Origin of the sequence: Pseudomonas sp. FW305-25 (genome assembly GCF_017351415.1) — a bacterium.
GTDB lineage: Bacteria > Pseudomonadota > Gammaproteobacteria > Pseudomonadales > Pseudomonadaceae > Aquipseudomonas > Aquipseudomonas chlororaphis.
Map to the genome: position 1 here is coordinate 38,901 of NZ_JACNDE010000036.1, position 19,265 is coordinate 58,165.

Here is a 19,265-nt window from a genome sequence, read left to right on the forward strand (position 1 = left end):
AGCCCGGCACCGAAAATGAGGCTCGACGCTTGCCCTGCAGACAAGCGCCGAGAAGTACCGCGGCCCGAATCAGGCCTGGGTCAGCTTGGCGACCGCGCGCTCGAAGCGCTGCAGGCCTTCTTCGATGTCCGCTTCCTCGACCACCAGGCTCGGGGCGAAACGCACCACGTCCGGGCCGGCCTGGAGGATCATCAGGTTTTCTTTTTCAGCGGCGTTGAACACGTCCTTGGCCTTGCCTTTCCAGGCATCGCTGAGCACGCAACCGAGCAGCAGGCCCAGGCCACGCACTTCGGTGAACAGGCCGTACTTCTCGCCGATCTGCAGCAGACGGGTCTTGAAGCGATCGTGCTTGGCCTTCACGCCGTTCAGCACTTCGGGCGTGTTGATCACGTCGATCACCGCACCAGCCACCGCGCATGCCAGCGGGTTGCCGCCGTAGGTGGTGCCGTGGGTACCGACCACCAGGTGCTTGGCCAGCGCCTCGGTGGTCAGCATCGCAGCAATCGGGAAACCGCCGCCCAGGCTCTTGGCGCTGGTCAGGATGTCCGGGGTCACGCCGTAGTGCATATAGGCGAACAGCTCGCCGCTGCGGCCCATGCCGGTCTGCACTTCGTCGAACACCAGCAGCGCGTTGTGCGCGTCGCACAGCTCGCGGGCGCCTTGCAGGTAAGCCTGCTCGGCCGGCAACACACCGCCTTCGCCCTGGATCGGCTCCAGTACCACCGCGCAGGTCTTGTCCGAAATCGCCGCTTTCAATGCCGCCAGATCGTTGTAAGGAACGTGGGTGATACCGGTGATTTTAGGACCGAAGCCATCGGAGTATTTCGACTGGCCGCCGACGTTCACGGTGAACAGGGTACGACCGTGGAAGCTGTTGAGGGCCGCGATGATTTCGTATTTTTCCGCGCCGAAACGGTCGAAAGCGACACGACGGGCCAGCTTGAAGGCGGCCTCGTTGGCCTCGGCCCCGGAGTTGCAGAAGAACGCGCGCTCGGCAAAGGTGGCGTCGACCAGCTTGTGGGCCAGGCGCAGGGCCGGCTCGTTGGTAAAGACGTTGGATACATGCCACAGCTTGTTGGCCTGCTCGGTCAGAGCAGCGACCAGCGCCGGATGGGCGTGGCCCAGTACGTTGACCGCGATCCCGCCGGCAAAGTCGATCAGCTCTCGGCCCGACTGATCCCAGACTCGGGAACCCGCGCCACGCACAGGAATGAAAGCCGCAGGTGCATAGTTGGGAACCATGACCTGATCGAAATCGGCGCGTTGCACCGGAGCTTGCTCAACGGACATCGGAGTCTCCTGAAGAGGAACGCCTGCCTGAAACTGGCGAGCGATGGGGGGGATTGTAAGGACAGTTTTCTGCCCGACCTTGTCGCCAAGCGACAACTTCTTATAGCGCCAACCCCGGTTTTACGCGGGTTTACGGCAATGCGACAAATAGCGTCGCAAAGGCGCAGTTTAAACTGCTAGAGGCTTTAACGGCAGGATTGTCCAACGATTTGCGCCACACAATACGGCGCCAGCGCGAGCAAGCTTCGCTCCTACAAAAGGAAGTGATCTTCTGTAGGAGCAGCCGGTCGACGCTCGATTGCTCGCGATAGCAATTTGACAGGTAAAACGAAGAGGTGGATCAACCGCGCTCGGAAGGCACCGAAGACAGTTCGAACGGGCTGCTGCTGCGCCGCTGGTTGCGGTCCTCCCGCGGCGTGGCGCCGAAGAAGTTGCGGTAGGCGCTGGAGAAATGCGGCCCCGAGGAGAAACCGCAGGACAGGCCGATCTGGATGATCGATTTGCTGGTCTGCATCAGCATCTGCCGCGCCTTGTTCAGGCGCAATTCCAGGTAGTACTGGCTCGGCACACGATTGAGGTATTGCTTGAAAATCCGCTCCAACTGTCGACGCGAGACGCACACATGCTGGGCGATTTCGTCGGTGGTCAGCGGCTCCTCGATATTGGCCTCCATCAGCAGCACCGCCTGGGTCAGCTTCGGGTGACTGGAGCCCAGGCGGTTCTGCAACGGAATGCGTTGGCGCTCGCCGCCTTCGCGGATCCGCTCGACCACCAGTTCTTCCGAGACCGCGCCGGCCAGTTCCGCGCCGTGGTCACGGGCCAGCACCGCCAGCAACAGATCCAGCACCGACATTCCGCCGCAGGCCGTCAGGCGATCGCGATCCCAATCGAACAGATGGCTGGTGGCGATGACCTTGGGGAAGCGCTCGGCGAAATCGTCCTGCCAGCGCCAGTGCACCGCCGCCCGATAACCGTCGAGGAACCCCAGCTGCGCCAAAGGATACACACCGGCGGACAAGCCGCCGATCACACAGCCGGCACGCACCAGTTGCTTGAGCGCGCTGCTCAGGGCCGGCGCCAGGGTGGCAGGCGGCTCATCGGCCAGCAGGAACAGTTTCTGGCAGCCTTCGAGCTTGCCCGACCAGGGCTCACCGGGCAGTTGCCAGGCGCCGTCGGCCGGAGCCTCGGCCTGCAGGAAGGCCAGTTCGTAGACCACTTCCGGATGCACGCGCTGAGCGACACGCAAGGCCTCCTCGGCCAGCGCCAGCGTCAAGGCTTTAGTGCTGGGCCAAATCAGGAAACCAATTCGATGGGCAGTCATGGCGGGCAATCCGAAACGAAAACAGTGTTAGAGGCCAAAGGCGGCTGCAACCAAATTAGACCATCTGGCGCGCGGTGCGCAGCATGACCTAATTTGGTGCATTACGGGAGCGATTTACTTCAGGCTGCCCGAGAGGAATTGTTGCAAACGTTCCGATTGCGGATTGACCAGCACTTCGCGCGGGTTGCCGCTCTCTTCCACCAGGCCCTTGTGCAGGAATATCAGCTGGTTCGAGACTTCACGGGCAAAGCCCATTTCGTGGGTCACCACCACCATGGTCCGGCCTTCCTGGGCCAGGGCCTGCATCACTTTCAGCACGTCGCCCACCAGCTCGGGGTCGAGCGCCGAAGTCGGCTCGTCGAACAGCATGACCTCAGGCTCCATCGCCAGCGCCCGGGCGATCGCCACGCGCTGCTGCTCACCGCCGGACATGTGGCCCGGGTAGGCATCCTTGCGATGCGCCACACCGACCTTGGCCAGGTAGTGCTCGGCCTTTTCACGGGCTTCGGCCTTGGGTACGCCGAGCACATGCACCGGCGCTTCCATGATGTTTTCGATGGCGGTCATGTGCGACCACAGGTTGAAGTGCTGGAACACCATCGACAGGCGCGAACGCATGCGCTGCAACTGTTTTGGATCGGCCGCCTTCAGGGCGCCGTCCTTGTTCGCCACCAGCTTCAACTCTTCGTTGTTCAGCAGGATCTTGCCGGCGTGCGGCTGCTCCAGCAGGTTGATGCAACGCAGGAAGGTGGATTTGCCGGAGCCACTGGAGCCGATGATGCTGATCACATCGCCAGCCGCCGCTTTCAGGGACACGCCCTTGAGCACTTCGTGACTGCCATAGCGTTTATGCAGGTCTTGGACTTCAAGTTTGTACATGCTGTCGGTTCTCACAAAAGCAGTCAGTCGTTGAGCAAGCGCCCGTGCCGCAGCGCTTCGCGCCCCGCCACCTTGGCCAGCCAGAAACCGGGTTGGGCGTAACGCAGCCGCTCAACGGCGAACAACACGCCGCTGGTGCCAGCACACAGGGTGCTGACCCGATCGGATAAGGGATCAATCACTTCAAAAATCGGCTCGCCCTTCTCCACCCAGCTACCGGCCGGACGCAGAAAACTCACCACGCCGGGATGCGGCGCAAACAACAATTCGGTGCCTTCGAAAGGCATGGCCTCACACGCTTCATGCTGCGGCGCCGGCCATTCGCCCGTGATCAGCCCCTGCTCGGCGAGAAACGCCAGGATGCCTTCGGCGTGCGCCTCGGCTTGCGAGCGACCGGTGTCGGCCTGACCGCCCAGCTCGAGGGTGGTCGCCAGGCAGGCCAGCGGAATCTGCGCCTGCGGGAACTGGCGCGACAGGCGCAGCCAGGGCAGCGAACAGGCCTCGTCGAACGAACTGCCGCCAGAGTCTTCCGCCAGCAGGCCGACCCGCACGTTCAGATGGGCTGCCAGCGAACGCCACTGCGGCCAATGCTGCGGCAAGGCGTACATATGCAGCGCCGCTTCCGTATCACAGTGCAGGTCCAGAACCACATCCGCAGTGCAGGCATGGCTCAGGAGAATGCGTTGCATGCCTTGCAGCTGGCTCGACGGCGCCGGCAGTTCGGCCAGCACATCGCTCATGGCCTGGCGAATCACCTGGATATTGGCGTGCGGATCATCTCCCAGACAGCCTTCCAGGCGGGCCGCGACCGGCGCGCTCAGCTCGACGAAATCGCGATTGAAGTTCTTGCCGCTGCCAGCCTCGAACCGCCCCTGGTGATTGCCCTGCAACAGCTGCCCCAAACCCATCGGGTTGGCCACCGGCACCAGTTCGATCACGCCATTCAGCGCGCCCTGGGCTTCCAGCTCGGCCAGGCGCTTTTTCAGCTCCCAGGCGGTGCGCATCCCGGGCAGTTCGTCCGCATGCAGACTGGCCTGGATATAGGCCTTGCGCTCGCCGTGGCCGAAACGGAACACCGAGATCTGCCGCTCGCTGCCCAAGTGGCTCCATGGCAATGCGTGGTCAATGCGTTCCATATCAGTGCTTCCGCGGCGCCAGGTAACGCAGCCAGCGGCCTTCGGCCAGCTTGAACAGGCGCACCAGGATAAAGGTCAGGCACAGGTAGAACACGCCGGCGGTGATGTAGGCCTCGAACGGCAGGTAGTACTGCGCGTTGACCGTACGGGCCGCACCGGTGATGTCGATCAGGGTCACGATGGAGGCCAGGCTGGTGGTCTGCAGCATCATGATCACTTCATTGCTGTACTGCGGCAGTGCCCGGCGCAAGGCCGACGGCAGCAGGATGCGGGCATACATTTTGTAGCGCGACATGCCCATGGCCTTGGCCGCTTCAATCTCGCCGTTCGGCGTGGCCTTGAGGCTGCCGGCGATGATTTCGGCGGTGTAGGCGCTGGTGTTGATGGCAAATGCCAGGCACGCACAGAAGGTCGCACTGGACAGCCAAGGCCAGAGGAAGCTCTGGCGCACCACATCGAACTGCGCCAGTCCGTAATAGATCAGGAACAACTGCACCAGCATCGGCGTGCCGCGGATCACATAGGTGTAGAGCCAGGCGCTGAGGTTGACGATCGGCTGCTTGGACACCCGCATCAACCCCAGAGGCAGCGCCGCCAGCAGGCCGAAGAACAGCGACAGGGCCAAGAGTTTCAGGGTGGTCAGCAGGCCGCTGAAATACAGCGGCAAGGCCTCATAAATGACGTTGTAGTCGAAGATCATAGATCAGCCGCCCTTACGCCTACCGAGTAGCGCTTCTCAAGGTGACGCAATGCCAGCAACGAGACACTGGTGATCACCAGGTACATCGCCGCCACCGCGAGGAAGAAGGTGAAAGGCTCGCGGGTGGCGTCAGCCGCCTGCTTGGCCTTGAACATCATGTCTTGCAGGCCTACCACCGAAATCAGCGCGGTGGCCTTGGTCAGTACCAGCCAGTTGTTGGTAAAGCCCGGAATCGCCAGACGGATCATCTGCGGCACCAGCACCCGGAAGAACACCTGGAAGCTGTTCATGCCATAGGCCATGCCCGCTTCCGCCTGCCCCTTGGGAATCGCCATGAAGGCGCCACGGAAGGTCTCCGACAGGTAGGCACCGAAGATGAAGCCCAGGGTGCCGATACCGGCAGCCAGCGGGTTCAGGTCGATGTAGTCGTCGTAACCCAGCATTGGCGCGACACGGTTGAGCAGGTCCTGGCCGCCGTAGAAGATCAGCAGGATCAGCACCAGGTCGGGAATCCCGCGGATCACCGTGGAATACAGGTCGCCCAGCCACGCTAGCCAGCGCACCGGCGAGAGACGCAGTGCGACCCCGATCAGACCCAGAACGATGGCCAGGGCCATGGACGACAAGGCAAGCTGAAGCGTCAGCCAAGCGCCATCGAGGATGACAGCCCCGTAGCCTTTCAACATGATTCAGGTCCTCGAAAATTGGGATGAAAAAATGGCGCAAACTTCAGAGATTCTGCTGCTTGCGCCATCTCGGACTTGCTGATTCGACGATTTACTGGCCGTAAATGTCGAAGTCGAAGTACTTGTCCTGGATTTGCTTGTACTTGCCGTTCTCGCGAATGGCGGCGATCGCACCGGTGATCTTGTCTTTCAGCGCATCGCCTTTGCGTACGGCGATACCCACGCCGTCGCCGAAGTATTTGCTGTCGGTGAACGCCGGGCCGACGAACGCGAAGCCTTTGCCGGCGTCGGTTTTCAGGAAGCCGTCATTCAGCAGGGTAGCGTCTGCCACGGTGCCGTCGAGGCGACCGGCCGCCACGTCCAGGTAGATCTCGTTCTGCGAGCCATATGGCTTGATCTCGGCACCCAGCGGAGCCAGCACTTCACGGGCGAAACGCTCGTGGATCGAACCGCGCTGCACGCCGATGTTCTTGCCCTTGAGCTCGGTCAGGCCATCGCTGACCTGGGTACCGGCCTTCATGACCAGGCGCGCAGGAGTGTTGTAGTACTTGCCGGTGAAGTCCACGGACTTCTTGCGGTCGTCGGTGATCGACATGGACGACAGGATCGCATCGATCTTGCGTACCTTGAGCGCGGGGATCAGGCCGTCGAACTCCTGCTCGACCCACACGCACTTGACCTTCATTTCTTCGCACAGGGCGTTGCCGATGTCGTAGTCGAAACCGACGATGCTGCCGTCCGGCGCCTTGGAGGCGAATGGAGGGTAAGCCGCTTCGATACCAATTTTCAGAGGCTTTTCATCGGCGAACGTCGGCAGGGAAAGTACGGAGGACAGTGCCAGGGCGCCAAGAAGCACGAGTTTCTTCATCTTAGGACTCCATCGGTAAAGGGCGAAAACGGCAGAGTGAGCGACAGCCCAATATGCGAATGGGTGGAACCTGATAGCGGTGCTGCGTCCTTGAGGACCTGGCCACGAACCTCATGCGGGTTCCCGGGCAGGCAACGACGAGCGAGTGATCGGCATTCTAACGACAGGCCCGAAGCCGATATTTCCTCAATGCGACAACAAATTACAGAAGCACCGAGAAACCAGGCCGAGCACATTGACAGCTCTTCAGATTTATGCAAGAGCAAAAGACGGTAAACCAATCTCTGTTGCAAATTGCGGGCCTATTATTCGCAAAGCCTTCTATTCCGGCAAGCGCAGCGTTATGACTTATTTCTTACCGGCCCCGCACAGGCCCTGAAACAGGGCTTGGCGTTTCTCATTGCCCCGAATCCGGGCAGCGGGTTACACATTCCCTCCCGCCGGTAACATTCAGATACGCCTGATGGACATACCGATATTTATTCGATCGAAAAGCCGCTGCCTGTAGCCGCTGCCGCAGGCTGCGATAAGACCCGAAGGGCCTTTCAGGGCCTTCAAGAGCGCGTCTCCTGCGGAGCCGATCGCAGCCTTCGGCAGCGGCTACAGAAGCCCCCCCGATAGCGCTCACAAAAAAGCCCCGCCCGGCACAAGGCCGGACGGGGCTTTCACTGAGACCGATTCGCCTTAGGCGACGTTCATGGTCTTGTGGGTATCGACCAGATGCTGCACCACGCCCGGGTCCGCCAGGGTGGAGATATCCCCCAGGCTGTCGTACTCCGCCGTGGCGATCTTGCGCAGGATACGGCGCATGATCTTCCCGGAACGGGTCTTCGGCAGGCCAGGCGCCCACTGGATGACATCCGGCGAGGCGATCGGACCGATCTCCTTGCGCACCCAGTTCTTCAGCTCCAGGCGCAATGCTTCGCTCGGTTCTTCGCCACCGTTGAGGGTGACGTAGACATAGATGCCCTGCCCCTTGATGTCGTGGGGCACACCGACCACCGCCGCTTCGGCGACTTTCGGGTGAGCGACCATCGCGCTTTCGATCTCGGCGGTCCCCATGCGGTGGCCGGAGACGTTGAGCACATCGTCCACCCGCCCGGTGATCCACCAGTAGCCGTCTTCATCGCGACGGGCACCGTCACCGGTGAAGTACATGCCACGGAACGTCTTGAAGTAGGTATCGACGAAACGATCGTGGTCGCCATACAGGGTGCGCGCCTGGCCTGGCCACGAATCGAGGATCACCAGGTTGCCTTCGGCGGCGCCCTCGATAATGTTGCCCAGGTTGTCCACCAGCGCCGGCACCACGCCAAAGAACGGACGCGCCGCCGAACCCGGCTTGAGGGCATGGGCGCCCGGCAGCGGGCTCATCAGGGTGGCGCCGGTCTCGGTCTGCCACCAGGTATCGACGATCGGGCAACGGGATTGACCGACGTTCTTGTAGTACCAGTCCCAGGCTTCCGGGTTGATCGGTTCACCCACCGAACCCAGCAGGCGCAGGCTGCTGCCATCGGCGCCTGCGCAGGCGGCGTTACCCGAGGCCATCATGGCGCGGATCGCGGTCGGCGCGGTGTAGAGGATATTGACCTTGTGCTTGTCGACGATCTTCGCCACGCGCGTCACGTCCGGGTAGTTCGGCACGCCCTCGAACAGCACGGTGGTCGCGCCATTGGCCAGCGGGCCATAGACGATATAAGTGTGGCCGGTGACCCAGCCGACGTCGGCGGTGCACCAGTAGATTTCCCCCGGACGATAATCGAATACGCGCTCGTGGGTCAGGGCCGCGTACAACAGGTAGCCGCCAGTGGTGTGCTGCACGCCTTTGGGCTTACCGGTGGAGCCGGAGGTATAAAGGATGAACAGCGCTTCCTCGGCACCCATTTCTTTTGGCGCACAGACGGTACCGGCCACTTTCATCAAGTCTTCGTACCAGATGTCGCGATGCTGGTTCCACTTGATCTGGCCATTGGTGCGCTTGCACACGATGACCTTCTGGATGCTGCTGGTTTCCGGGTTGGTCAGCGCATCGTCGACATTGGCCTTGAGCGGAATCTTCTTGCCCGCGCGAATGCCTTCGTCGGCGGTGATCACCACCTTGGATTTGCAGTCGATGATCCGCCCGGCCAGCGCTTCCGGTGAAAAGCCGCCGAACACCACCGAGTGAATTGCGCCGATCCGGGTACAGGCCAGCATGGCGACCACGGCTTCGGGAATCATCGGCATATAGATAGTCACCACGTCGCCGCGGTGCACGTCCTGGCCACGCAGGGCGTTGGCGAACTTGCAGACTTGTTCGTGCAGCTCGCGGTAGGTGATGTTGCGGCTTTCGGAAGGATCGTCGCCTTCCCAGATGATCGCGATCTGATCGCCGCGCTCGGCCAGATGGCGATCCAGGCAGTTGTAGGAAACGTTGAGGGTGCCGTCGGCAAACCATTTGATATCGACATGGTGATCGTCGAAGGAGGTCTGCTTCACCGTGGTGAAAGGCTTGATCCAGTCGAGGCGCTTGGCTTGCTCGCGCCAGAAGCCGTCCGGGTTGACGACCGACTGCTGGTACATGGCCTTGTAGGTCGCCTCGTCAGTCAGCGTGTTGGCCGCAACCTCGGGACGAACGGGATACAGAGAAGCCGCACTCATCTTTCTTACCTCGGTGACATAGTTGTTGTTGTATGGCCCCGTTGTAGCCGGGGCGGGCCTATAGAACCATTCGACGATGGTAGTAACAACCCCCAGCCGATCCCCCTGAAAAGTGCTTTACCCCCTCTATTACGGGACTTGCGGTAGTTTCTGCGGTAAGTAGAAGACCGCTGCCAGGCCGCTGGGGGTCGTTTTTACCGGGATTGTTACAAAAACCGTCAATAGTGTTTATCAAAAGCAAGCCTGTATAGCGCCTACTCAGGCGCCTAAAATCAACCTCGCCAACAAGGCAATGTGATTAACCAAGTTACAGCCCCCACGAAGGCAGTTAATCCAGACTTCTACTCAAGTTCCACACGCAGCCCCACAAAGGCTGCGTGACCCTACACGACCTTAGAAAGGTGAAATCAAAATGAAAGCTTTATTAGTTCTGGCCTTCAGCAGTCTTTGCGTTACAGCAATGGCCGACGAGATCCCGACTGATGTCGCAAGCCAGCAACCAGCAGTAGAGGAATACTCTTACTCGTCCGACCTGGACATCGCCAAAGTTATATCCATGAGCGAAGTTCCAAATGTATGCGAAGTTGTACCTGCACGTATGGAATATGAAGACTCGAAAGGTCTGCGGCACATTCTTCAATACCGCGTCATGGGTAACGGCTGCTCTAACGGCTGATACTAAAGTTGCTCTTCAAGTTCCAACAATTGTCGGCCGCAAGAGATCTTTCTTGCGGCAAAGATGGCCAGATGCACAACTGAATCCAGACTGGTTGCAAGCCATCGCCCAATGCAGTGCGACCACGGCTTTCGCACTCCCCTTTTTCATCTGTCGAGCCACCTTGCAGGGAGCGTTTCCGTATCGCCCCAAGGGGCTTGATGATGGTCCGAAAATGCCTTCTCGAGCATCAAGAACGACCTCGGGTGGCAACCCGGGACAGTAGTGTTTCAAAGGTCAAAAATTGATCATCCAACACAAGATGTAGTGGCAAAAGCGTTTTTTTGCTTATTTTTTGAGCAAAATATACGACTGACAATTTGCACCATGAATTGAACACAATCCTGTCTACCAAAGCCCGCGACCTTCCCTGTAAGCCATGTACTACGGGGCTTGCAGAGCATTGCGCGAAAAAGCCAAGGTCTCGGATCGCTTCCAGGCGGCAAAAAACCGCAAAACCGGGTGAAAAAAAATCTTTGCCGGCCAAAGCCTTGTAAACCCTCGCTCCGCCGCGATCACGCCCCTCGCCAACCGAATCGTGAGCCACTTCGTCGCACCACAGCGGCAAAAAAATCCCTATAATGCGGCCTTAAAACGGGCCTGCAATATTCCCTTACAGGGATAAACAGCCAATCCGAAGCCAGCGCAGGAGTCGACTCGGTCCTCTGTGCCCATAACCGCCTCGGAACTCCCGTACATATTTTTGTTTATTGCCTGCGTTAGCTGCCGCAACAAACGATTCCTTAAGATCCAACGCGGCCAGTTCGGCCGTGTGAAAAGCCAACCATCAGTTTTCACACGGGCATCTGGCCCTCACGCAGGAGACGACACGTCATGCTGAGCTGGGACGAATTCGACAAAGAAGAAGGCGAAGTCGCCGTTAAAGGCGCCAACGCCGGCCACGCTGCCGAAGCTGCCATGGACAAACTCGACAGCGCCGGTGGTGCCGCCGCTCTCGAAGCCCGCGCCGTAACCGCCAGTGATTCCGCTGCCGTTGCCCGTGCCAAGGCCTCTCTGGACCAGCTCGACATCGCCGAAGGCCTGGCCGAGTTGGAAGGCGCTTCCGCCCGTGTCGCCGTCGATGAAAAGCGCATGATCAACTGCCGCGCCGACCTCAACCAGCTCGTGCCATTCAAATACGACTGGGCCTGGCAGAAGTACCTGGACGGTTGCGCAAACCACTGGATGCCGCAAGAAGTCAACATGACCGCCGACATCGCCCTCTGGAAAAACCCGGAAGGCCTGACCGACGACGAGCGCCGCATCGTGATGCGCAACCTGGGCTTCTTCTCCACCGCCGACTCCCTGGTTGCCAACAACCTGGTACTGGCCGTGTACCGCCTGATCACCAACCCGGAATGCCGCCAGTACATCCTGCGCCAGGCGTTCGAAGAGGCGATCCACACCCACGCCTACCAGTACTGCATCGAATCGTTGGCCATGGATGAAGGCGAGATCTTCAACATGTACCACGAGATTCCATCGGTCGCCAAGAAAGCGGCCTGGGGCCTGAAGTACACCCGTTCGATCTCCGATCCGAAGTTCGAAACCGGCACCGTCGACACCGACAAGGAGCTGCTGCGCAACCTGATCGCCTACTACTGCGTTCTGGAAGGCATCTTCTTCTACTGCGGCTTCACCCAGATCCTGTCCATGGGCCGCCGCAACAAAATGACCGGTGTAGCCGAGCAGTTCCAGTACATCCTGCGCGACGAATCCATGCACCTGAACTTCGGTATCGACGTGATCAACCAGATCAAGATCGAAAACCCGCACCTGTGGGATGCCGAGATGAAGGAAGAAGCCACCCAGATGATCCTCCAGGGTACCCAACTGGAAATCGAATACGCTCGCGACACCATGCCGCGCGGCGTACTGGGCATGAACGCGGCGATGATGGAGGACTACCTCAAGTTCATCGCCAACCGTCGCCTGTCGCAGATCGGCCTGAAAGAAGAATACCCGGGCACCACCAACCCGTTCCCATGGATGAGCGAAATCATGGACTTGAAGAAAGAGAAGAACTTCTTCGAGACTCGCGTGATCGAGTATCAGACTGGCGGCGCGCTGAGCTGGGATTGATTCCGAGCTCCAGCCCTGTGCCGATCTCGATCTGAATCGGCACAACGAAAGATCAAAAAAGCCCTGACTTGCTCAGGGCTTTTTTATTGGGACCCGGTATCCCCGACTCCAGGCAAATCATCCAACGCGGAACTCAATCGACGGAGGCCAGGGCACCACGAATCTCCTGTTTCACCGCCTCGAAATCCGCCGCCGCGCGGGGATCGTCCAGCAGCCGGGCCGTCAACACCGCGGCACTGATCTTTCCGCCCTCCAGGTCGCTGGGGAAATGCACACCGGCGATGACCCGGCTGTCGGCATTGATCTGTGCGCGGCTGAACAACTCGCTGCGTTTCTCCGGCAGCGCCATGCTCAGCAAGGTGGCATTGAGATAACCATTCATCGAATGACCGCTGGGGTAGGAATCGCCCTCCGGTGGCGGCAATACCGGTTTCACCAGTGCCGAGGCCTCGTAAGGGCGCGGCCGACCATAGCTGTGCTTGGCCGGCATCAGGAATTGCACCAGGTCTTCCTGAGCCCGCCGGAAGAAGGCCCGAGTCAGGGGCAGGCGCTCAATGCTGAAACCGGCGCCGAGGGATTCCCTGGCGAAGTGGAACACGCTGTCTTCCCATTCATCATCCTGCTGGACCCGGCTCACCTGAGCGCTACTGCGTGCTGCCTGGGCCGCCAGCACGGCTGTCAAATCGCTTTGTTGCAACGATGAATCAACAGTTGGAGGCGGTGGCAGGTAGTCAGCCAGCCGGAACTGATTGGCCGGCAGATAAGGCAAGGCTGCCTGCTCCGCCAGGACGGCCCCGGTGCCGGACAGGGCCAGACAAAACAACAATGAACGCGCAAGAACAGGCATATGGAGGTCCTCGTTATTGTGAGGGGAAAAGCCGTCTGGCTGGTTCCCACCGGGCCTTCATTCATGAGGCCGGCGCCTTCTTATCGGCCATTTATTCGAGGCTTACTTGTCCCTCCTTGCCAAAGGTGTGACGTTCTCTGCCAGGACTATTCAAGATACCTAAGCTTTTGTTTTTACAAGCTTTAACGCGTAGGACTCGTCTCTATATGGTGAGAGTTTTGTTAATTAGAACTGTAGGAAATTTCATGCCCCTCATGCAGCCGCAATGACCTGGAAAGACTCAGGAAGGCTGTCAGTTTGATTGGTCCCGACGGGGGATTTTTCGTGAGCACACCCGTCCTACCAAGGGCGTGGTTGGAACGGGGTCATGGCTTGTTCTGTTCCAGCGGACGCCAGTCGAAATGCTGCCGTTCGCCGACGCCATTGAAGTCGACGCGATAGGTGTGTTGCTTGCCGCCGATATCGCAGACGCCGATCAGATCGTGGTTATGCTGTTCGCGCGGCGGTGGCGTCTGGATACGCACGGTACCGTGGCAGTTTTCGTAATTGCAGGGCGCGGTATTGCGATACAGCAGGTAATCGCCACTTTCATCACGCTCGACCCAACGCCCATCGATGAATCGGGCCTGGTCGGGCGCAATGCTGGCGGTGGCCATCTTGCGCTTGCTGTTGCACAGCATCACCCCGCCCATGGCGGCGGCCATGATGAGGTAGGCCAGGATCCGCGACTCCACATTGAAGTAGGAAAGGATGCCCAACGCGTCGGCCAGGATCGACATGACCGAAAGCGCCAGCGCCGGCAGCGACAGGAAAAACGCCACCGCGCCTTTGATGACGCTGCCCCGGCTCACCCGCTCGACACTCCTGGGGTCGATGACGAACTGAATGCTGGTGCGTTCAGGCGCCTGATTCTGGGCAATGTTGATGTGGTTGGCATCACCAATGGAGCCGATATTGATGCGGTTACCGTCAGACATGAACCTGAGCCTTTTCCAGTGATGAGTGGAACGTGCTACCTACAAGGTTATGCCGAGATCAGCGCCCATGCTTGAAAAGATCAGTGCACTCCCCTGCGCCACCCGCTATTAATAGCCTTCTTCACTCAAGGACCCGAGCCCCCCATGAAATTCGACACCGCCTACTGCATCAGCCTCGACGACAAGCTGTCGATCTATGACGTGCGCGATCTGAATTTCGACGAGACCATGGCCTTCGACTCAGCCAAGGAACAATTCCAGTGCCCCAACGATGCCTGTCGCGCCACCTTTGCCTCTGACAATCAGTTGGGGACCTTCAATGCCAAGAACGTCAATTACATCCGCACCCCGCATTTCAAGAACCTGCCTGGCACCCGGCATATCGAAGGCTGCCCGTATGGCACCAGCAGGACGCTGGCAGCCGGGGTGGAGGGTACGCCGGACGAGGATGATCGGGAGGAGCATTTCCCATCGGAATTGCTGCTGGCCCGCCGCGAATATGTGCGCAAGCCCGCCAGCCCGGCAGCGGATGGCGATACGCCAGGAACTGCCGCGCCAGCCCCCTCCTCCGCCCTGCGCACGCCGGCTCCGGCTCAGGCCGGCACCCCAGACAAGACCAGTGTCTTCGCTCATCCGGTGGAGTGTTTTGTGTCGAATATCGACGACAAGGAACTGCTCAAGCGCATGCCGCTGAAGATCGGCGAACACACGGCGTCCTATGCCTCGTTCTTCAAGAAGATCGAATACCTGCTGGACAACAAGGGGTTGATCTACTGGGGCAAGATCAAGGAGATCAAGGACTACACCCAGAGCTTTCGCATCGACTTCGAACAGAAGGTCTGGTTCAAACAGGCGGACGAGACAAAAAAGAAGCCCTACTCGGTCAACGTCTACCTGAGCAAAAAACTGATCGAGAGCTACCGCAAGCGCAAAGCCTTCCTCGAAGAGATCAAGCATGCGATCGACAGCGAACAAGAGCTGTATTGCTTCTTTTATGGCGTGACCCCGGAGCTGAAACAGGTGCCAAGCAAAAAACACCCCGAACAGACGTTCGGGGTATTCAGCGCCAACATCGAGAACCTCGACCACTTCATCATTCGTGAAGCGCCGGGGTTGGCGCTGGGCTAACCCTTAGCGAACCAGCATGCCGAGCATTACCAACACCAGCAGGCCGATATACACCCGCGCATGCAGCCGGTCGGGAATGCGCCCGATCCACGGTGAGGCCAGGCGCATGCCCAGCAATGAGCCGAGGGTCAGCACGGCAAACGCCAGCAGGTCGATATAGCCGATAAACCAGGGGCCCAGATCGAAGCGACTGAAGCCGGCCATGGCCATATAGGTCAAGGTCCCGGCCAGGGCTACCGGCACGCTCAGCGGGTTGGCCATGGAGGTGGCCTGGGTCATGCTCAAGCCACAACGGCGCAGCAGGGGCACGGTCATCACACTGCCGCCGACACCCAGGAAGGTAGCAATGGCCCCGATGCCCAGGCCTCCGGTGTTTTCCAGTCGCCCCAGGCAGCGCGGCGCACGGGTGTCGCTCTGTTCAAGAAAGCCACGACGCATCAGGCAATCGGCAATGGTCAGCGCCAGGTAGGCGATAAAGGCGTAGCGCATCGCCTCACCACTCACCGCCATTGCCAGGACCGCCCCCGCTATAGCTCCCAGCCCGATGTAGCCACCCAGCGGCCACAGATAATGTCGAATCAGGTTGCCCGCGCGGCGGTGTTTGCCGGTGGCCATCAGCGCGTTGACGATCATCACGCAGGTCGAGGTGGCGACCGCTATATGCATGGCCGACTGAGCGACGGCATCGTCAGCGCCATGGCCGCTCAGCAACATGCGATACAGCAGCGGCACCACCACAAAGCCGCCGCCAAAACCGAACAGCACCGCGCTGATCCCGCTCATGCAGCCGAACACCGCCAGCCATAGATAAAACATCGAAGGGTTCTCCGTTAGCAGAAGACCTCGACGATAGAGCGCCAGGGCTTGGCCGGCTTTAGCAAGTCAGCCAATACTGTTTGCATTCACGCCAACCCCGCGGACGCCGACGCCATGCGTAACACTTCGATCGACCTGCTGGATCACACCCCACGCGCCGTGGTGGCGATCGGCACCGATTACCCCCAGGGCCACCTGTTGCCGAGCCACAGCCATCGTCGCGCGCAACTGTTGTATGGCGCCACCGGGGCGATGCAGGTCAGCACCACGAATGGCCGCTGGGTGGTGCCGCCACAGCGTGCGGTATGGATTCCGCCCCGGGTGGCCCATGAAGTGCTGATGCTCGGAGTCAGTACCCGCAGCCTGTACATCGAACCGGCGGCCATGCCGACCCTGGGCGATGAGTGCCAGGTGATCAGCGTGTCGCCACTGATGCGCCAGTTGCTGATGGAGGCGGTGGATCTGCCGCTGGCGTACGACGAGAACGGACGCGACGGTGTGCTGGTCAGCCTGTTGTTGCATGAACTGAACCGTACCACCCGCCTGCCCCTGCACATTCCCCTGCCCGAAATGCCACGCCTGCTCACCCTGTGCCAGGCCTTCCTGCAACAACCCGATGCCCACCAGTCTCCCGAGCAATGGGCGCAACAGCTGCACATCAGCCTGCGCACCTTCAACCGCCTGTTCCGCGAGCAGACCGGCATGAGTTTCGTCCAGTGGCGCCAGCGCGCCTGCGTGGTCAGGGCCTTGCCCCGACTGGCCGCAGGCGAGTCGGTGACGCGAATCGCCCTCGATTTCGGTTATGACAGCCCCGCCGCCTTTTCCACCATGTTCCGCCGGGTAGCGGGGCAACCGCCCAGCGCCTACCTGGAAACCGGGGCATAGCGCCGGGACAAGACTTGTCACGAAGACGTTGAGGCGATCGGCAAAATGAGTTTGATCCGGGAGCAAAACAACTGTACAAATAAACAGTACTTTATTGACTCATTTTCACCCGCTTCCGGAGAAATCCCATGGCCTCACTCGCGATGAAAGTCACCCTGGAACGTATCGCCCTCTTCCAGTTCACCCCAGAACACTGCATTCAGGCCCGCGCCATGCTGGGGTGGAGCCAGGAACAGCTGTCACAGGAATCCGGCGTCTCGATAGCCGCCATTCACCGCTTCGAGGCGGGCGGCGAATTGCTCGACGTGACCCGACTGGCCCTGGCCTTTCGCCTGGAAGCAGAAGGCCTGGTGTTCTTCCCCGGTTTCGCTCCGGGGCGTGGCATGAACATCAAGGGTGCGACGCCCAACCCAATGGAACGGCCCGACTACGCCATGATCGAGTGATCCAGGGCGCTCAATACCTCTTCCTGTAATGCCTGCACCGAGCGGTGAGTGGCATCGAGGCGGATTACCGGGCAGCTCAGCCCGGTGATCCAGCTCTCATGCCGGCGCAGGCTGCGCGTACCTTGTCCACCCGTGTCGTAGCCAGCCGCCCAGGCAAGGAAGGTTTGAGTCGCGAGATGGCGTTCGCCGCCCTCATGGATCTGCTCGCCGTAACGCTGAAACTCGCGCACCCGCAAACGCTGCAGGCGGACCTCGGGGTCCAGGCGGAGGAAAATGGCATGGGTGAAAGCCTCAATCATCGGGTCGCCCCAACCGCACAAGGAGCCGGACAACACCCAGCTGTCCAACCCGGCCACCTGCTGCTGCAACAGCTGGATGCGCTCGTCCCGGGGGCGGCGCAGGCTGAAAGGCTGTGCACTGGAGCGCCAGAAGAAGTTATCGGAATCGAAGTGCGCGATCCCCAAACGCTGGGCCAGCGCCTGGCCCAAGGTCGTGGTACCGGAACCGGATGCGCCAAACAGATGAAGCCGATAAGCCATTACCAGATCCGTCGGGGCATTGGGGGAGTTCTCTAGATACTCCCCAGGCCCGGACACGGCAACCTGGCAATAGCCGGGCTCGGGGAGTCGCCGATGAAGGGTCTACAGATCGCTTGCCGTTACCTGCTCGGCCACGGGGTCGACCTCCATCCACCAGGCGTGCCCCCGCTGCGGGTGCGACAGGTTAAAGGCCTCGCCCATCTGCGGCGTGGTAATAGCGATGCTGCGTTCCCAGGCCAGCGAGAGGATGCGGTCGAACGGTTCGTACCAGGCATGCATCGACAGGTCGAACGTGCCGTTGTGGATGGGTAACAACCAGCGGCCCTTCAAGTCGATGTGCGCCTGCAGGGTCTGCTCCGGCTGCATGTGCACACCCGGCCACTCGACGTTGTAGGCGCCGGTTTCCATCAGGGTCAGATCGAATGGGCCATAACGCTCGCCAATCCGCTTGAAGCCGTCGAAGTAACCGGTGTCACCGCTGAAGAAGATCCGGCTGTCGCCATCGATCATCACCCAGGAGGCCCACAGCGTGCTGTTGCCATCGAACAGGCCACGGCCGGAGAAATGCTGGGAAGGCGTGGCGATAAAACGAATGCCATCGACTTCCGTGCCTTCCCACCAGTCCAACTGGCGCACTTTGTCGGCCGGCACGCCCCACTTCACCAGGGTATCGCCCACGCCCAGGGGGGTGAGGAAATGGCGGGTCTTGTCCGCCAGCTTGAGCACGGTCTGGTGGTCCAGGTGATCGTAGTGGTCATGGGACAGGATCACCGCTTCGATCGGTGGCAATTGCTCCAGGCTGATAGGCGGCTGGTGGAAACGTTTGGGACCGGCCCATTGCACCGGCGATGCGCGTTCGGCGAATACCGGATCCGTGATCCAGAACTTGTCATGCAGCTTCAACAGCACCGTCGAATGCCCCAGGCGGTAGACGCTCTGGTTCGGCGCCGCCAGCAGCTGTTCGTGGGTCAATGGCTGCACCGGAATGGCCCCGGTGGGGCGAGTGTTGCGCGGTTTGTGGAACAGCATGCGCCAGAAAATACCCAGCGTCTTGCCCAGCCCGGCACGCCGGACCGGCGTGTGATTACGGAACGCACCTTGTTCCTGCAGGGACGTTTCGGGACGTGAGGCGCTGTCTGCACGGGAAGAGAGAGTGGCCATGAATCAGTGACTCCAAGGAACCCGAAAAGGCTCCGGTGATTCTCTGCGGAACGACAAAGGCCAATGCACGCAAGCGTCAGCCGACCATCATTTTTTCTGTCATGAACTACACTGCACAGTGTAGTTTTTCTAGATTGCAACAAACCCGG

The 19,265-nt window shown here is 60.2% G+C and carries 18 protein-coding genes; 5 read left to right on the forward strand and 13 right to left on the reverse strand.

Going from position 1 to position 19,265, the window contains the following annotated elements; all coding sequences use genetic code 11:
• Positions 1–69 precede the first annotated feature (69 nt).
• The 8 genes from J4E58_RS25780 to acs all read right to left on the reverse strand — a co-directional run bounded on the left by J4E58_RS25780 (position 70) and on the right by acs (position 9,520).
• Complete coding sequence (locus J4E58_RS25780; RefSeq protein WP_007921549.1) at positions 70–1,290, reverse strand: aspartate aminotransferase family protein; 1,221 nt, start codon at positions 1,288–1,290, stop codon at positions 70–72.
• A gap of 340 nt (positions 1,291–1,630) precedes the next feature.
• Positions 1,631–2,611 carry a transcriptional regulator ArgR gene (gene argR, locus J4E58_RS25785; protein WP_007921547.1) on the reverse strand — a complete coding sequence of 327 codons (981 nt, stop codon included), beginning with the start codon at positions 2,609–2,611 and terminating at the stop codon, positions 1,631–1,633.
• A gap of 114 nt (positions 2,612–2,725) precedes the next feature.
• Positions 2,726–3,490, reverse strand: coding sequence for an ABC transporter ATP-binding protein (locus J4E58_RS25790; protein ID WP_007921545.1), 765 nt, complete (start codon positions 3,488–3,490; stop codon positions 2,726–2,728).
• Between the two features lie 23 nt (positions 3,491–3,513).
• Positions 3,514–4,626, reverse strand: a complete 1,113-nt coding sequence (locus J4E58_RS25795; protein WP_087090411.1) for a succinylglutamate desuccinylase/aspartoacylase family protein — start codon at positions 4,624–4,626, stop codon at positions 3,514–3,516.
• 1 nt (position 4,627) lies between these two features.
• Positions 4,628–5,326: an ABC transporter permease gene (locus tag J4E58_RS25800; protein WP_007921542.1), complete on the reverse strand. Its 699-nt coding sequence runs from the start codon at positions 5,324–5,326 to the stop codon at positions 4,628–4,630.
• Complete coding sequence (locus tag J4E58_RS25805) at positions 5,323–6,012, reverse strand: ABC transporter permease (RefSeq protein WP_007921541.1); 690 nt, start codon at positions 6,010–6,012, stop codon at positions 5,323–5,325. Before J4E58_RS25805 ends, J4E58_RS25800 begins: the two co-directional genes overlap by 4 nt.
• 91 nt (positions 6,013–6,103) lie before the next feature.
• Positions 6,104–6,880, reverse strand: coding sequence for an ABC transporter substrate-binding protein (locus J4E58_RS25810; RefSeq protein ID WP_007921537.1), 777 nt, complete (start codon positions 6,878–6,880; stop codon positions 6,104–6,106).
• A gap of 684 nt (positions 6,881–7,564) precedes the next feature.
• Positions 7,565–9,520: an acetate--CoA ligase gene (acs, locus tag J4E58_RS25815; RefSeq protein ID WP_007925196.1), complete on the reverse strand. Its 1,956-nt coding sequence runs from the start codon at positions 9,518–9,520 to the stop codon at positions 7,565–7,567.
• 412 nt (positions 9,521–9,932) lie between these two features.
• Between acs and J4E58_RS25820 the strand changes: the two genes are divergently transcribed.
• Positions 9,933–10,196: a DUF2790 domain-containing protein gene (locus J4E58_RS25820; RefSeq protein WP_087090408.1), complete on the forward strand. Its 264-nt coding sequence runs from the start codon at positions 9,933–9,935 to the stop codon at positions 10,194–10,196.
• 873 nt (positions 10,197–11,069) lie between these two features.
• A complete protein-coding gene (locus tag J4E58_RS25825; protein WP_007925192.1) occupies positions 11,070–12,317 on the forward strand; it encodes a ribonucleotide-diphosphate reductase subunit beta in 1,248 nt (415 codons plus the stop codon).
• 133 nt (positions 12,318–12,450) lie between these two features.
• Here J4E58_RS25825 and J4E58_RS25830 read toward each other — a convergent pair whose 3' ends face one another.
• Both J4E58_RS25830 and J4E58_RS25835 read right to left on the reverse strand, forming a co-directional pair.
• On the reverse strand, positions 12,451–13,164 hold the full coding sequence (locus J4E58_RS25830; protein ID WP_087090406.1) for a phosphatase PAP2 family protein: 714 nt from the start codon (positions 13,162–13,164) through the stop codon (positions 12,451–12,453).
• Between the two features lie 365 nt (positions 13,165–13,529).
• The gene (locus J4E58_RS25835; RefSeq protein WP_087090404.1) at positions 13,530–14,141 is read right to left on the reverse strand and encodes a phage holin family protein; all 612 of its coding nucleotides are present in this window, start codon (positions 14,139–14,141) and stop codon (positions 13,530–13,532) included.
• 144 nt (positions 14,142–14,285) lie between these two features.
• Here J4E58_RS25835 and J4E58_RS25840 point away from each other — a divergent pair, with 144 nt between their 5' ends.
• On the forward strand, positions 14,286–15,269 hold the full coding sequence (locus J4E58_RS25840; RefSeq protein ID WP_087090402.1) for a hypothetical protein: 984 nt from the start codon (positions 14,286–14,288) through the stop codon (positions 15,267–15,269).
• 3 nt (positions 15,270–15,272) lie between these two features.
• Here J4E58_RS25840 and J4E58_RS25845 read toward each other — a convergent pair whose 3' ends face one another.
• Entirely contained in the window at positions 15,273–16,085 is an 813-nt protein-coding gene (locus J4E58_RS25845) for a sulfite exporter TauE/SafE family protein (protein ID WP_087090399.1), read from the reverse strand.
• 114 nt (positions 16,086–16,199) lie between these two features.
• Here J4E58_RS25845 and J4E58_RS25850 point away from each other — a divergent pair, with 114 nt between their 5' ends.
• Together J4E58_RS25850 and J4E58_RS25855 are read left to right on the forward strand one after the other, a co-directional pair.
• Positions 16,200–16,970: a helix-turn-helix domain-containing protein gene (locus tag J4E58_RS25850; RefSeq protein ID WP_087090459.1), complete on the forward strand. Its 771-nt coding sequence runs from the start codon at positions 16,200–16,202 to the stop codon at positions 16,968–16,970.
• Positions 16,971–17,098: 128 nt separating this feature from the next.
• On the forward strand, positions 17,099–17,416 hold the full coding sequence (locus tag J4E58_RS25855; protein WP_007925185.1) for a helix-turn-helix transcriptional regulator: 318 nt from the start codon (positions 17,099–17,101) through the stop codon (positions 17,414–17,416).
• On the opposite strand, the gene J4E58_RS25860 is transcribed toward J4E58_RS25855, so the two are convergent.
• Both J4E58_RS25860 and J4E58_RS25865 read right to left on the reverse strand, forming a co-directional pair.
• On the reverse strand, positions 17,398–17,955 hold the full coding sequence (locus J4E58_RS25860; RefSeq protein WP_087090397.1) for an AAA family ATPase: 558 nt from the start codon (positions 17,953–17,955) through the stop codon (positions 17,398–17,400). The genes J4E58_RS25855 and J4E58_RS25860 overlap by 19 nt on opposite strands.
• Positions 17,956–18,057: 102 nt before the next feature.
• On the reverse strand, positions 18,058–19,116 hold the full coding sequence (locus tag J4E58_RS25865) for an MBL fold metallo-hydrolase (protein ID WP_053262305.1): 1,059 nt from the start codon (positions 19,114–19,116) through the stop codon (positions 18,058–18,060).
• Positions 19,117–19,265 lie beyond the last annotated feature (149 nt).

Excerpts from the sequence above, each read along its gene's own strand:
- J4E58_RS25780 (WP_007921549.1), bottom strand. The coding sequence starts at position 1,290 with ATGTCCGTTGAGCAAGCTCCGGTGCAACGCGCCGATTTCGATCAGGTC.
- argR (WP_007921547.1), bottom strand. The coding sequence starts at position 2,611 with ATGACTGCCCATCGAATTGGTTTCCTGATTTGGCCCAGCACTAAAGCC.
- J4E58_RS25790 (WP_007921545.1), bottom strand. The coding sequence starts at position 3,490 with ATGTACAAACTTGAAGTCCAAGACCTGCATAAACGCTATGGCAGTCAC.
- J4E58_RS25795 (WP_087090411.1), bottom strand. The coding sequence starts at position 4,626 with ATGGAACGCATTGACCACGCATTGCCATGGAGCCACTTGGGCAGCGAG.
- J4E58_RS25800 (WP_007921542.1), bottom strand. The coding sequence starts at position 5,326 with ATGATCTTCGACTACAACGTCATTTATGAGGCCTTGCCGCTGTATTTC.
- J4E58_RS25805 (WP_007921541.1), bottom strand. The coding sequence starts at position 6,012 with ATGTTGAAAGGCTACGGGGCTGTCATCCTCGATGGCGCTTGGCTGACG.
- J4E58_RS25810 (WP_007921537.1), bottom strand. The coding sequence starts at position 6,880 with ATGAAGAAACTCGTGCTTCTTGGCGCCCTGGCACTGTCCTCCGTACTT.
- acs (WP_007925196.1), bottom strand. The coding sequence starts at position 9,520 with ATGAGTGCGGCTTCTCTGTATCCCGTTCGTCCCGAGGTTGCGGCCAAC.
- J4E58_RS25820 (WP_087090408.1), top strand. The coding sequence starts at position 9,933 with ATGAAAGCTTTATTAGTTCTGGCCTTCAGCAGTCTTTGCGTTACAGCA.
- J4E58_RS25825 (WP_007925192.1), top strand. The coding sequence starts at position 11,070 with ATGCTGAGCTGGGACGAATTCGACAAAGAAGAAGGCGAAGTCGCCGTT.
- J4E58_RS25830 (WP_087090406.1), bottom strand. The coding sequence starts at position 13,164 with ATGCCTGTTCTTGCGCGTTCATTGTTGTTTTGTCTGGCCCTGTCCGGC.
- J4E58_RS25835 (WP_087090404.1), bottom strand. The coding sequence starts at position 14,141 with ATGTCTGACGGTAACCGCATCAATATCGGCTCCATTGGTGATGCCAAC.
- J4E58_RS25840 (WP_087090402.1), top strand. The coding sequence starts at position 14,286 with ATGAAATTCGACACCGCCTACTGCATCAGCCTCGACGACAAGCTGTCG.
- J4E58_RS25845 (WP_087090399.1), bottom strand. The coding sequence starts at position 16,085 with ATGTTTTATCTATGGCTGGCGGTGTTCGGCTGCATGAGCGGGATCAGC.
- J4E58_RS25850 (WP_087090459.1), top strand. The coding sequence starts at position 16,200 with ATGCGTAACACTTCGATCGACCTGCTGGATCACACCCCACGCGCCGTG.
- J4E58_RS25855 (WP_007925185.1), top strand. The coding sequence starts at position 17,099 with ATGGCCTCACTCGCGATGAAAGTCACCCTGGAACGTATCGCCCTCTTC.
- J4E58_RS25860 (WP_087090397.1), bottom strand. The coding sequence starts at position 17,955 with ATGGCTTATCGGCTTCATCTGTTTGGCGCATCCGGTTCCGGTACCACG.
- J4E58_RS25865 (WP_053262305.1), bottom strand. The coding sequence starts at position 19,116 with ATGGCCACTCTCTCTTCCCGTGCAGACAGCGCCTCACGTCCCGAAACG.